This is a genomic window from Corynebacterium sp. UMB0012 (assembly GCF_030216265.1).
In the GTDB taxonomy this organism is placed as follows: domain Bacteria; phylum Actinomycetota; class Actinomycetes; order Mycobacteriales; family Mycobacteriaceae; genus Corynebacterium.
Genome location: NZ_JASOKQ010000001.1, coordinates 38715 through 52339, shown reverse-complemented (window position 1 = coordinate 52339; position 13625 = coordinate 38715). Strand labels below are relative to the sequence as shown.

Sequence of the window (13625 nt, the reverse complement as noted above, 5' to 3'; positions counted from 1 at the left end):
TTAGTCCCTCCACCCCGCCGAAACGAAGATTTTTGGCGCTAGACTTGGCCACAGACCGCAACTATTAAGGAGACCCCAATGCTCATCTGCCAAGAAATGTTTCTTCTACTGACCAAGGACAACGGCAAGAAGGAAGACTGGGTGTCCAATAATGAGGCCGCTCTGCGCGCCACCGTACTCGCGGACCTGCTACTGGGCGGGCACGTAGAGCTCGGTGAGAAAAAGAAGGTAGAGACTACTCCACAGCGCCCGGAGCACCCCGTGTTGGCTTGGGCTTGGGAAGAGCTGCAGCAGCACAAGGCCACCAGGATGCAGAGCCTGTTGGAGGCTTCGTGGTTTACCCCGCGGGAAATCATCGCCTTGGATTTCCACGCGAATGGACAGCTCGATGTGGAAAAGGCCAAGTGGTGGCAGATTAGCGGCGACCGCTACATCATGACGGACCTGGAGCTGGAAAAGGAACTGCGCGAACGGTTGGTTGCAGTCCTGGAGGCGCAGCGACCAGCCACGGTCAATGACGTCATCATCCTGGATATCCTCCGCGAGGTCAGCGGCGCCTATACCCTGCTGAAAAACGACGCGGAGGGAATGAAGCGCCGCGAGATGCGGGCACGCATTCAGGAGATCAAAGAAGAGGTCGAGTACGACAAAACCGCCTCCTCTGCGGTCAAGGCCGTAGTTGAGGAGGCGGCAGCGGTTGCGGCGATGGTGGCCACGACAGCGGCAATCACCACCACCTAGGGTGCGGCTTATTACTTATTCATCTGCTTCGCGCGAGCAGCAGCACGCTTGCGGTCGGTAGCGGAAAGCTCCACCTTGCGCACGCGCAGAACGTCCGGGGCGACCTCGACGCACTCGTCGTTGCCACAGAACTCCAGCGCCTCTTCCAGGGAAAGGGTGTGTGCCTTAGCAAGGGTGACCGTGGCATCCGCGGTGGCGGAGCGCATATTGGTCAGCTTCTTTTCCTTGGTGATGTTGATGTCAATATCCTCATCGCGGTTATTGGCACCAACGACCATTCCCTCATAAGCCTCGGCGCCCGGCTCGACGAAGAAGTTGCCGCGGTCAGCCAGCTGCATCAGCGCGTACTGGGTGATCTGGCCGGTGCGGTCAGCTACCAGGGAACCGGTTGGGCGGGACTTGATCTCGCCGGCCCAGACATCCAGGCCGTCAGAGATGGAGTTAGCGATGCCGGCACCGCGGGTCTCCGTCATGAACTGGGTGCGGAAGCCGATGAGGCCGCGGGCAGGAACACGGAAGATCATGCGTACCCAGTCGCCTTCGCGCACGTCCATGGCCTGCATCTGGCCCTTGCGGGAGGCCAGCAGCTGGGTGATAGCACCCTGGTGCTCGGACGGGGCGTCAATGGTGAGGATCTCGTATGGCTCGTAGGTCTTGCCGTCGATTTCCTTGGTCACAACCTGCGGCTTGCCGATGGTCAGCTCAAAGCCCTCGCGACGCATGGACTCGATGAGCACGGACAGCGCCATCTCACCACGGCCCTGGACCTCCCAAGCATCGGGACGCTCGGTAGGCAGCACGCGCAGGGACACGTTACCGATAAGTTCCTGCTCCAGACGGGCCTTGACCATACGTGCGGTGAGCTTATCGCCACCGCCCTGGCCTGCCATCGGGGAAGTATTAACGCCGATGGTCATGGAGATGGCCGGCTCGTCCACGGTGATGCGCGGCAGGGCCTCAGGGTGCTCCGGATCGGCGATGGTGTCACCAATCATGACGTCAGAAATACCGGAAATCGCCACGATGTCACCGGCGATGGCTTCCTCGGCCGGCTGACGCTCGAAGCCGACGGTGCGCAGCAGCTCGGCGACCTTCACGGTCTTGGTGTGCTGGTTGCCTTCCTCGTCGTAATGGATCCAGGCCACCTGCTGACCCTTCTTGATGCGGCCGGCGTAGATGCGCAGCAGCGCGATTCGGCCCAGGAAGTCGGAGGCGTCCAGGTTGGTCACGTGCGCCTGCAGCGGGGCGTCGACGGTAGCGGAAGGCTCTGGGAGGACGTTGTAGATGACGTCGAAAAGCGGCTGCAGATCCTCGCCCTCAGGGACGTTGCCATCGCCTGGGTTCTCGGTGGAGGCAACGCCGGCGCGGCCCGAAGCGTAGAGAACCGGCAGGTCCAGCAGCTCCTCGGCGGCGGCCGCAGCTTCCTCGTCCTCCAGTCCGGCGGCGATTTCCAGCAACAGGTCCTGGGACTCGGAGACAACCTCGTCGATGCGGGCATCCGGGCGGTCAGTCTTGTTCACGCAGATGATAACCGGCAGCTTGGCTTCCAGTGCCTTGGTGAGCACGAAGCGGGTCTGCGGCAGCGGACCCTCGGAGGCATCAACGAGCAAGACAACGCCATCCACCATGGAAATACCGCGCTCGACCTCGCCACCGAAGTCGGCGTGACCTGGGGTATCGATGACGTTAATGATCAGGTCCTGGCCGTCCTTGCCCAGGCCCTTGCGGTGAATGGCCGTGTTCTTGGCCAGAATGGTAATGCCGCGCTCGCGCTCCTGATCATTGGAGTCCATGACGCGGTCCGTGTGTTCACCGTGGTCACCAAAGGCGCCGGACTGCTCCAGCATGCCGTTGACCAGGGTGGTCTTGCCATGGTCAACGTGCGCGACGATGGCAACATTACGGAACTCGGTATTACTCACTAGTGGGGTTCTCCTTCGGAGGATCTACAGCGCTTGCGCGCGCGAAATTGATCTTGAACGAGCTCCCACGATACCCCCTTAAAGGGCCAAGTGCAGCATTGGGGATGACTTTACCCCGTAACGCACCGTATAGAACGGGCGAAAAATCTTATAGATTGCGAATGCACTTGACACTCCCATAAGCATCACTATCGTTACTGTAGGTAATATTGTTACAAATGTGACTAATGGGGCTTGAACGCCCATCCCGAGACCGCACCCAAGGAATTGATAACGTGAGCCACGCCCGCACCACCTGGCGCCTGTCCAGCCGCACCGGTTATATCGCCGCTGCCACGGCCGCGCTCATTGGCCTCGCCTCTCCCCTCGTCGCCCCAGCGCAGGCTTCCGCACCGGATCTTTCTTCCTTGGTGCAGCAGGCATCCTCCCATAGCCCGCTGGACGAGCTCGGCCGCCCCAATCAGGAAACCCAGGACCGCATCCGCGCTTTTGCGGCACAACCTTGGATTCCGGAGGATGTTCGCAACGCCATCTTGTCGGGCCTCGCATTCTTCGCCGGCGGCGGCAATGGCAAGGGCGGCGTAGCCATGCCAGAGGGCAATAACCCGAACTTCCGCCAGTTCTACTGGCCCACAGTTTCCGCACACTGCATTGGCGGCACCAGCGATGCCATGGGCTCGGCCATCGCTGTTCCTGGCCCCACCGAAATGCCAGCACCGGGAGCAAAGCCTGGCGAAACCGTCTTCCTCTTCACCGCCCTCGGCACCCCACCGGCCGCACGCGAACAAGGCGGGATGAACGTGCAGTGGTTCAACCTTGACACCCTGCGCAGCGGCGTCACCCCACTGAATAACAACGGCATCAATCAAGACGGCCCTACCACCTTGTCCGGCACCGCCCAGACTGGCAAGGGCACCGTCATCGCACTGCTTTCTGGCGGCGTAAACACCCAGGAATCCCGCTGCAATTTTGCCCCCACCGCCGCCTTCCTTGAGGTGAAGTAGATGCCGGCGGATCTCCATCCGGTCAAGCGCGAGACCTTTAATACCGCCGAGTACACCAATACCGACCCCAAGGGTTTCCTGCGCGAGGTTGACACGTACACCGAGACGGATTTCGGCCTCTACATGGCTCGCGGCGCCGATCACCCGCGCTTTGGCTACCTGGAATCGTGGCTGCTGCCCGATCTCAACCTGCGCGCCAATATCTTCCATTTCCGCCCTGGTGTAGACGTCCACCAGGACTTTTATATTGATGTGGCCGAAATCCAGCGCGATGGCGCGGTGTGGACCACCCGCGACCTTTATGTGGATCTGGTTGCCACGCGCGGCGAGCCCATTTCCGTGCTCGATATTGATGAACTCTCTGCCGCTACCTCCGCCGGCTTGATTTCCGCCGAGGACGCCGAGAAGGCGATCGACACCACACTTGCCGCGGTCGAGGGCATTACTCGCAGCGGTGATGATGCGATGGCTTGGCTGGCGCATCAGGGGATACACTTAACGTGGTCCGATAACATCACCTTAACCCCAGAAGGATAATTTATGGCCGGTGGCCTTTTTGCCCTGCTTGACGACGTCGCCCTGATCGCCCGCTCCGCTGCCTCTAGCGTTGACGATGTGGCCGCCCTTGCGGGTAAGACCTCCGTGAAGGCCGCAGGTGTGGTAGTCGACGATGCTGCCGTAACCCCACAATACGTGGAGGGAATTAAGCCGCAGCGCGAGCTGCCGATGATCTGGCGCATTACCAAGGGCTCGCTCATCAATAAGCTCGTTATCATCTTGCCCATCGCCATGATCCTCTCCTGGATTGCGCCGTGGGCGCTCACCCCCATCCTGATGTGCGGCGGTACTTTCTTGTGCTTTGAAGGTGCGGAGAAGATCTTGCACCACGTTCTCCCCCACCGGGAAAAGGAGACCGAGTCAGTCCAGGAAAAGGGCGCCGAGGCCGAGGACAGCCTAGTTAAGTCTGCTATCACCACCGACCTCATCTTGTCTGCTGAGATCATGGTCATTTCCTTGAATGAGGTCATCAACGAGCCATTCTGGATGCGCCTCGGTGCCCTCATCTTCGTCGGCATCATGCTGACCCTGGGTGTCTACGGCGCCGTTGGCCTCTTGGTCAAGATGGACGATATTGGCATGGCCCTCAATAAGCGCCACAATGGCAACTCCACCATCGGCACCGCTCTGGTCAAGGGCATGCCGATCGTACTCGATATCATCGGCGTCATCGGTACCGCCGCTATGCTGTGGGTCGGCGGCCATATCGTGGTCAAGGGCCTGCACGAATTCGGTATGGATCAGCCACACGAGTTCATTGCCTCCGTGACCGAAAATATTTCCAACGGTGCCCTGGCGTGGCTGGCAGATACCGGTATCTCCATGGTCTGCGGCCTGGTGCTTGGCGTAGTCGTTGCCACCATCGTGATGGCGGTCAAGGCCTCCTTTGGCAAGACCTCGGCCACCTCCGCCCAGCCGGCGGAGGCTTAAAACGCCGTAGCCCGGCTGCATAGCCGGGCTACATAAATAGCATCAGCGAAACCGCCATCACGGCCATGCCGGCAATCAAGCCGTAGATAGCGTGATGGTGCTCGCCGGTCTCCTCAGCGGTGGGCAATAGCTCATCCAGCGAGATGAAGACCATAATGCCGGCGATGGCGGCGAAGCTAATGCCCATCGTCGCCGGCCCAATAACCGGCAAGAGAAGGCCGAAGCCGATGAGCGCGCCGAGCGGCTCGGCCAGGCCAGACAAGGTGGCCCACCAAAAGGCCTTCTTGCGGGAGCCAGTGGCCTCGCGCAGCGGAACAGCCACCGCAATGCCTTCCGGGATATTGTGAATGGCGATGGCCACCGCCACCGGCACCGCAACTTCCTTAGAATCCAGGCCGGATAGGAAGGTGGCAAACCCCTCGGGGAAATTGTGCAGGCCCAGCGCGCAGGCGGTAAATACGCCGGTTTTCATTAGCTTTTTGCGGCGGGCTTCTTCGGCCGTGGTGGCCGGCTCATGGGGGTTAATCTCCTCCGGCACGAGCCGGTCAATGATGGCGATGACGGCGATGCCAGCAAAGAACGCCCCGACGGCGGCCCAGGTGCCGGTGGTTTCCTCGCCGAGGGCGTCGGAAAGCTGCGCAATGCCTTCCGGCAGGATCTCCATAAAGGAGACATACAGCATCACGCCGGCCGAAAGCCCCAGTGCAGCGGCCATAAAAGCCGGCCCCGGCTGGCGCCTTCCCACCGCCAAAGCGCCGCCAATCGAGGTCGATAGACCCGACAGCAGCACCAAGGCGAAGGCAAAGGCAAAGGTACTAAAAGTCATAGCTGGCACCCTACCAGCCAATAATTGTCAAGTATTAATTTTCTTCCTTATCTTCCGGTACCGGAGAGATGAACTCGCCATTCTTGATAGATGGATCGTTGTCCACATACTCGCCTGCCTCATAGTCATAGCCCACGGCGCGGCCCTCTTCGTCCGTGCGCGCGTACCAATCGGTCACCTCTGCTGCAGTGGAGTTAAAGTGCGCGCCCGTTGCGTAGTCGCCGTCCGTCGGCTCGATAGACAGGGCAAAGTTATCGCCATAATCGCGCACGCCGCGGACGATTGCATTAGAGACAGCTTCGTCCTCGTAGAAATGACGGATGGAGGCAGGATCATGGCGCAGCTCGCGCACCAACGCGATGCACATGAGCACGATGATGACCGCGAAAGGCAGGGCCGTCACCGTAATAAGATTCTGCAGGCCCTGCAGCGCATTACGGCCACCGGCAAGCAAAATGACCACGGCAATGCCAGCCATACATACCACCCAAAAGACCGTTACTGCCGGGTTGGGCTTGGGGTTGCCGCGCTGGGTGAGCTGCGAGTTCACAATGGATGCGGAGTCAGCCGTGGTAATGAAGAAGACCACCAGCATGACGATGACGATGGGCGCCATCCACTCCGCTCCTGGGAAGTGATCCAAGACCTTGAAAAAGATGTCTTCTGCCGCCGGCATGGAATCAATGGTGCCATCTGGGGCGATATCGCCATCGCGGCGCTGCAGCCAAATGGTGGTGCCGCCCAGGATGGTAAAAGCGGCAACAATGATAGCCGAGGGAATAAGCAACACACCGAGCACGAACTGGCGGATGGTTCGCCCGCGGGAAATCTTGGCTACGAAGACGCCCACGAATGGCGACCAGGATACCCACCAAGCCCAGTAGAAGGTGGTCCAGGAGGACAGGAAGGCCACCATGTCTTCCCCCTCGCCCATGTTGGCCGAGAGCATCTGTGGCATTTCATCGAGATATTCAATCACTACGGCCGGCAACATATTGGCCAAGAAGGCGGTCGGCCCCACGACGAAGAAGAACAAGGCCAGCGCCATGGCCAGCACCAGGTTGATATTGGAGAGCCACCGAATGCCCTTGGCCACGCCGGAGACGGCCGAGAAGATCGTTCCGATGGACAGCACTACGATGATTACCAGCGCCGCGGTGTTGCCGGTGGTAGACCAGCCGCTGACCAATTCCACGCCGCGACCGATCTGTAGCGCACCGATGCCCAGCGTGGCGGCGGTGCCGAAGAGAGTGGCAATAATGGCTAAGCCATCGATGATGCGCGCGGGCAGGGAATCAGAGGAGCGATTGCCAAAGAGCGGCATCAGGATGGAGCTCATCAGCGGCACACGGCCGCGACGGAAGGACACGTAGGCCACGCATAGACCCACGATGGCATAAATCGCCCAGGCATTAAAGCCCCAGTGCATGGCGGCCTGCGCCATGGCCCCCAGCACCGCTTCATCGCTCGCGGCCTCATAGGCACCAGGGCGCGGCGAAAGGTAGTAGCTCAGCGGCTCGAAGGGGCCGAAGAAAATAATGCCGATGCCAATGCCGGCACCAAAGAGCATCGCCGCCCAGCTCACCGTGGAAAATTCCGGCTTCTCTCCATCTAGCCCGAGAGGGATTTTGCCGTACTTCGAAAATGCCAAGATGATGAGCAAAAACATCAGGAACGTCGCCAAGGCGGTAAAGATCCAGCCCAAGTTACGCATCACCCAATCGAGCGCTGTCGAAGAAGCATCGAAGACCTGCTCGGGTGCAATCACACCCCAGATTACGAAGGCGACGACCAGTCCGCCGACCACAAAGAGGATCGGTTTATCCACGCCGTACTTGACCTTCTGGTCCTCAATGGAGACGCCCGGTACCAGCGCGGGGTGGATATTATGCGGGTACATAATGTCTTTGAGAATGCGCTTGGCGTTGCGGGTGCGCTTTTTGCTTTCCTCCGAATTATTCACCCCACGCACAGGGCGGGATGAGGAAGACGGTGAAGAAGAGATGGTTCTACTCCTATTCTGTTTTCCGGGTTTCACTTTTAAGAGAGCTGTCTACACATTAATAGAAACTCGCAGGATATAAAGCTGGCGCCAGCCCTATCCCCTATATGCGTAAAATGAGCTACGCATTGTTTACCGGCCTTTAACCTTGGGAGTGACTTTCTATGGCGCTATACCCGCTCGCGACTAGTTACTTCGGCGTGGAGCATGTTGCGGTCCTCGAGCACCCAGTGCTGGGCACCGCATTGAGTATCCCCGGCGTGGCGAAGCACGCTGCGCTTGTCGACGTCTCCCTAGAACCCGATACCTACACCAACGGCTGGCGCGTTCGCTCGGACTTCGGCTTCTTGGGGTTTCTGGACGAGGTCGAGGCGGCGGAGTATCCCGCCTTGGAGCGTTTAAAGGCCTCCTCCGCACAGCCGCAGACGATCGCCACCGTGGAAGTAGTAGACGGCGAGGTTGAGGTTGCCGTGTCACTGGGCCTGTGGCCGTGGATGGTGCCGGTCAACGACCAAACGCAAGGAACCGCACTGCTCTCCGGTGGGCAAGGCGTGCTCATCGATGCCGCCGCCGGCGACCTATCGCCCGCCCAGCTGGAGAGCATGGGCACGCAGCAATTCTTCGTCACGCTGGAAGACCTTGCCGGCACCGCAGTGGCCACCTGCGACGATATGGTGCTCGGCCCCATCGGCGACATTCCTGCGTTCCCCGGCCTGCGCGCCGCTTTCGCCGCGGCCAGCGGCTCTGGAGCGGGGCTTTCCGCCCGCGCCTACGCGAGCCACGGCATGCTTGCCGTCGATATCCCCGCCGATGAGGCCACCACCGCAGAGCTCTTCTCCCCCGCCGTTCCACCGCTGCGCGTGCCCGCGCCACAACCTGCGATTCCCACCGCTGCGCCCGCAGCCACACCGGCTCAACCCGAGGTCTGGGAGCACACGCTTGCCGGCGAGGCCATCGTCAAGGCGCTGCCCACCGGCTCACGCCGCCCGAAAGGGCCACAGGCCCAGCCGGCTGTACCCGCTGAGCCAGATGCGCCAGCTCAGCAGCACAATGAGCAATCACAACAACCGCAGGCCAGCGCCAAGCTGGCGGAGTTGGTCTCCTCCATCCCGGGCGATCAGAATTTCAGCTGGCGTGCGCTGCCGGTAGCCGAAGAACCGGGCCGCTTTTCCTCCGAATCCGCGCGCGTGCGGGCCCGGCGCGTAGCCCGCGACACGTCCCGCCACCGCGGGGGCAATCACCGCAAGTAGGTGCGACGACCGGCCACAGGGGCCTCGTTAGCGCAGGGTGCGTTGGCCCCCGTCGCCGCGGCGAGTAATCCGCTGGGCGTCGAGGTATTCCAGCAGCGGGATGGCTACCCGCCGCGTGGTACCTAGCGCCTGGCGGGCAGCCGAGAGAGTAAAGGGTTGTTCCAGTCCGGCAAGGCGCCGGCGCGCCTCCTCAGGAGCTGAGGGCAAGAGCACGATTCCCTGCTTCAGGCGCAGGAGGCGCCCGGCGCGCTCGGCGGCGGCCAGCTCCTTGGGCCCCAGGCCTAGCTCCGTGAGGTCATCTGCTTCGGGTGCCACAAAAGGTTCTGCCTTAAGCCTTTCCTCGATGGCAGCGACCCCGCGCTCCGCCGGGCCGAGGTCCGTCCGCTGCCCAGGAAGGCGCAGCACTCCCTCACTGCTTTCCGCCTTCGCAGCGGCGATGGCAAGGCCCAGCAAGCTTTCTTCTTGCAGGCCGAGGGCGTCCATGGCCGCCTTGCGAGGCATTCCCGGAGCTAGGGGATGGGCGGCGGTGTGGGCATGCAGGGCGTCGGTAAGCGCGTGCTTCCACCGCGTAACTTGGGAAGCGGCAATCCACCAGTCGCGGAAGGCGATAATGCCTTGCGGCGGCGCTGCGGTAGTAAAGCCATCGCGGGCTAGTTCATCCACCCGGGCGAAGCCGACGCGGCGCAGGTAAGACGCAGGATCACGGAACGAGTTCTGGGCACTGAGCTCTTCTGCGCGGCGGCGGGCGTCACCGCGCCGGTTAAGCTCCGGCGGGCGCAGATCTACCGCCTCTACCCCGGCGACGACGTGCCGGCCACCAGGGCTGCGCACTACGAAGCGATCAAGGAGCTGCAGCGGCAGCGGGTGCGCCAGGCTGATGCGCGCGAAATCGGCAGACAGGGGACGCAGGTGGGCCTCTACCCCGGCGGTACCGGTGTGCACGACGAGGTTATCGGGCAGCCCGTCGAGCTCCGCGCCAAAGGTGCGGCGGACATCGAGGTGGTCCACCGAGCGCCACGCACTCGGGGTAAGCAGCACGTCGCCGCGGTGGATATCGGCGGCATCCGCCCCACGCAAGTTGACGGCCGCGCGAGTGACGGGGCCGAGTGAATCCTGCGCGCGATTTTCACTATGCAGGCCACGGACTTCCACGTCCCTTTCCCCACCAGCCGTGGCTATCTTAAGGCTATCGCCTACGCGCAGAGTGCCCGCGGCGAGCGTTCCGGTAACCACGGTGCCCGCGCCTTTCACGCTAAAGGCGCGGTCCACCCACAGGCGCACGGGTGCCTGTGCATCGGGAACGGGCACAGCGGCCAGGACCTCATCGAGCGCCTGCCGCAGCGCCGCAATGCCGTCGCCGGTAGGAGCGGATACGGGGATAATGGGGGCGTCGGCAAGCGGGGTGCCGGCCAGATGCGTCCGGATTTCTGCGGTGCGGTCCACGGTGGCGCGATCGCTGCGAGTGAGCGCAATAATGCCGTGCTCTACTCCCAGCGCACGCAAGGCATCGCGGTGGTCGGTGGACTGGGCCTGCCATCCCTCATCGGCCGCAACCACAAAGAGGACCACCGGGGCTGGGCCCACGCCAGCGAGCATATTGCCTAAGAATTTTTCATGGCCGGGCACATCTACGAAAGCCACATCCGCGCCAGAAGGCAGCGTAGTCCAGGCAAATCCCAAATCAATGGTGAGCCCGCGGCGCTGTTCTTCCTCCCACCGGTCCGGGTCCATCTCCGTAAGTGCACGCACCAGGGTGGACTTGCCGTGGTCCACATGGCCGGCAGTAGCGACGACGTACACCTAGCTCACCGCCTTAATAGCGGCAATAACTGCGGCGTCGTGGTCGACAGGAACGCAGCGAATATCCACCAAGCAGCGGCCCTGATGCACGCGACCTACCACGGGCGGGTCCTGGCGGCGCAGCGCGTCCGCATAGCGCTCGGGCAGGCTCACCGCGAAGCCGGGCAGCGGGTATTCGGGCGCCCCGCCACCGCCCACGCGGCCATCATGAGACACCACTTCTGCCCCGACTGCCTGTGCAATGGCTTCCGTGCGCTCGCGGTGTGTCTGGGGATCGAGGTGGAGGGCGTCCTGCACCGCATTCGAGGGCGTCGAAATGGCCGCCTCCAACGCGTTGAGGCGCAGCTTATCTATGCGCACCGCACGCGCCAGCGGGTGCTTCTTCACCGCAGCAATCGCCTCCTTGGTACCGAGTAAGATTCCTGCCTGCGGACCGCCAAGCAGCTTATCGCCGGAGGCTATGACGATATCGGCGCCGGCGCGCAGCTGGGCCTGGATATCTGGTTCTTCTGGCAGCGCCGGGTCATGGGTGAGCAGGCCGGAGCCCAAGTCCACGATGAGTCGCGTATCGTGCTCCACCGCTAGGCGGTGCAGTTCTTCTACCCCGACTGCGGAGGTAAAGCCCTCGATGCGGAAATTGGAAGGATGCACCTTCAAGATGGCACCGGTGTTATCGCTCAGCGCGCGCTCGTAGTCGGCCAGGTGCGTGCGGTTAGTCGCCCCAATTTCTTTAAGGCGCGTGGCCGTGGACTCGATGAGCTCCGGCAGGCGAAAACCAGCTCCTATCTCAATGAGCTCGCCGCGCGAGATGATGACTTCTTTGCCGGGAGCGAGCGCAGCGGTAGCCAGCAGCAAGGCGCTAGCGCCGTTATTGACCACCAGGGCATCTTCTGCACCGGGGCAGGCCGCAAGCAGCGCGGCCGTGGCGCCGGCACCGCGATTTTTTGATCTCTTGCCCGAGTCCAGGTCCATTTCCACATCCGTATAGGAGGCAGCGGCATGCAGGGCCTCTACCGCGGCGCTGGGAAGCGGGGCACGCCCTAAGTTCGTATGAATAATGACGCCGGTGGCGTTAATGACCGGCCGCAGGGAATGCGCATTCTTTTGTTCCAGGCGCTGCGCAATCTCTGCGGGTATCTCGCTAACAGGCAGCTGACCGCGGCGCGCTCGGGCGACTGCGCCCTGGAGTATCGCGCGGATGGTGTGCTCGGCTAGGCGCTGGCGCGCGGATTCTACTTCCGGCAGCTGGAGCAGCTCGTCCATGCGGGGAATATTCCTGCGGGGATCCGGGCTGGCAGCAGGCGTGGGCGTGGGCACTGTGGCATTCCTCCTTGCGCGCGAGTGGCGGAGACGGACAGGAATCGAACCTGCCAGACCGAGATGCTCGGCCTCACCGGTTTTGAAGACCGGGGCGCCCACCAGGACACGTACGCCTCCGTATGCTCACCTTACACGGGCATTCCCCGGTGCCGGCACACCTGTCACGCAATACATCCACCATGCCGCTCCGAGGTGGAAACCTCGGCGCCCTATGTCCTATCGCCACACACAGGTTCCCTACCTTGCTGTGCAGACAAATAGTTCCTCGGGATGAGTAAAATGGCGATATGACCGAAGATATTAAACTCACCTCTTTCGCCGCAGGCGGCGGTTGCGCCTGCAAGATTCCCGCTGGCCAACTTGAGTCTGCCGTCGAGGGCCTGATAGGCAAGGCCGACCCTAACGTGCTGGTTGGCCTGGACGATGGCGATGATGCCGCGGCCGTCAAAATCCAGGACGGCCTAGCGGTAATTTCCACCGCGGATTTTTTCACCCCCATGCTCAATGACCCCTACGATTGGGGGCGAGTGGCTGCGGCCAATGCGCTGTCTGATGTCTATGCCATGGGTGGCACCCCGGTTACCGCCATTAACCTGGTGGGCTGGCCCAATGAAAAGCTCGGACTCGATGTGCTGCGTGAGGTCCTGCGCGGCGGCATGGATATAGCCACCGAGGCCGGCATCTCCGTTACCGGCGGCCATTCAATTACCGCCCCCGAACCGCTCTATGGCATGGCCGCCACCGGTATCGTCGCCCCCGACAAGCTCATGCGCAATGACGCCGCCGAACCTGGCCTGCCCATCACCCTAACCAAGCCCATTGGCGTAGGCATCCTCAACAACAAGCACAAGGCCACCGGCGAGGTCTCCCAGGCCGCGGTCGATTCCATGACCACCTTGAACCGTGAGGCCGCCCGCACCGCGGTGGAGGCGGGCGTGCGTGCTGCCACGGACGTCACCGGCTTCGGATTGCTCGGCCACCTATACAAGATGTGCCGGGCCTCCGGCATCGCCGCGGAGCTCGACTTTTCCGCCGTGCCCACCGTCGAAGGCGCAAAGGAGGCGCTGGCGGAGGGCTTCATCCCCGGCGGCTCCCGCCGCAATCTCGACTGGGTGCGCCCACACCTCGATACCTCCTTGAACGAGGAAGAGCTGGTGCTGCTTGCCGACGCCCAAACTTCCGGCGGCCTCCTCCTCATCGGCGAGGTCCCCGGCTACCCCGTCATCGGCCATACCACCGAGCGCACCGGCGATGCCTATATCAAGGTCTAAG

The 13625-nt window shown here is 62.2% G+C and carries 11 protein-coding genes and 1 tRNA gene; 6 read left to right on the top strand and 6 right to left on the bottom strand.

The annotated features are described in order from the left end of the window. Nucleotides 1-78: 78 nt before the first annotated feature. Nucleotides 79-741, top strand: a complete 663-nt coding sequence (locus tag QP324_RS00255) for a GPP34 family phosphoprotein (RefSeq protein ID WP_284813797.1) — start codon at nucleotides 79-81, stop codon at nucleotides 739-741. Nucleotides 742-752: 11 nt separating this feature from the next. Here QP324_RS00255 and typA read toward each other — a convergent pair whose 3' ends face one another. Beyond that, complete coding sequence (gene typA, locus QP324_RS00250) at nucleotides 753-2663, bottom strand: translational GTPase TypA (RefSeq protein WP_284813795.1); 1911 nt, start codon at nucleotides 2661-2663, stop codon at nucleotides 753-755. Nucleotides 2664-2890: 227 nt separating this feature from the next. On the opposite strand from typA, the gene QP324_RS00245 reads away from it, so the two are divergent. Genes QP324_RS00245 through QP324_RS00235 form a run of 3 tightly spaced genes read left to right on the top strand, consistent with a single transcriptional unit; the run spans nucleotide 2891 to nucleotide 5155 of the window. After that, a complete protein-coding gene (locus tag QP324_RS00245) occupies nucleotides 2891-3667 on the top strand; it encodes a hypothetical protein (protein ID WP_005323559.1) in 777 nt (258 codons plus the stop codon). Next, nucleotides 3668-4204, top strand: coding sequence for a DUF402 domain-containing protein (locus tag QP324_RS00240; RefSeq protein ID WP_005323560.1), 537 nt, complete (start codon nucleotides 3668-3670; stop codon nucleotides 4202-4204). It begins immediately after the preceding gene. A gap of 3 nt (nucleotides 4205-4207) precedes the next feature. Next, on the top strand, nucleotides 4208-5155 hold the full coding sequence (locus QP324_RS00235; RefSeq protein WP_284813794.1) for a DUF808 domain-containing protein: 948 nt from the start codon (nucleotides 4208-4210) through the stop codon (nucleotides 5153-5155). 28 nt (nucleotides 5156-5183) lie between these two features. Here the strand turns inward: QP324_RS00235 and zupT are convergent, their stop codons facing one another. Continuing rightward, a complete protein-coding gene (gene zupT / locus QP324_RS00230) occupies nucleotides 5184-5981 on the bottom strand; it encodes a zinc transporter ZupT (protein WP_049377962.1) in 798 nt (265 codons plus the stop codon). Nucleotides 5982-6015: 34 nt separating this feature from the next. Beyond that, a complete protein-coding gene (locus QP324_RS00225; RefSeq protein ID WP_284767578.1) occupies nucleotides 6016-7953 on the bottom strand; it encodes a BCCT family transporter in 1938 nt (645 codons plus the stop codon). Nucleotides 7954-8147: 194 nt separating this feature from the next. Here QP324_RS00225 and QP324_RS00220 point away from each other — a divergent pair, with 194 nt between their 5' ends. Beyond that, entirely contained in the window at nucleotides 8148-9233 is a 1086-nt protein-coding gene (locus QP324_RS00220) for a hypothetical protein (protein ID WP_284813792.1), read from the top strand. Between the two features lie 27 nt (nucleotides 9234-9260). Here the strand turns inward: QP324_RS00220 and selB are convergent, their stop codons facing one another. The 3 genes from selB to QP324_RS00205 all read right to left on the bottom strand — a co-directional run bounded on the left by selB (nucleotide 9261) and on the right by QP324_RS00205 (nucleotide 12470). Continuing rightward, entirely contained in the window at nucleotides 9261-11033 is a 1773-nt protein-coding gene (gene selB, locus QP324_RS00215) for a selenocysteine-specific translation elongation factor (protein ID WP_284813790.1), read from the bottom strand. Then, nucleotides 11034-12350 (bottom strand): L-seryl-tRNA(Sec) selenium transferase, encoded by a 1317-nt coding sequence (gene selA / locus QP324_RS00210; protein WP_284813788.1) that lies wholly within the window; start codon nucleotides 12348-12350, stop codon nucleotides 11034-11036. A gap of 25 nt (nucleotides 12351-12375) precedes the next feature. Continuing rightward, nucleotides 12376-12470: transfer RNA gene (locus tag QP324_RS00205), tRNA-Sec, on the bottom strand. 170 nt (nucleotides 12471-12640) lie between these two features. Here QP324_RS00205 and selD point away from each other — a divergent pair. After that, a complete protein-coding gene (gene selD, locus QP324_RS00200; RefSeq protein ID WP_049377958.1) occupies nucleotides 12641-13624 on the top strand; it encodes a selenide, water dikinase SelD in 984 nt (327 codons plus the stop codon). The last annotated feature ends 1 nt before the right edge of the window (nucleotide 13625 follow it).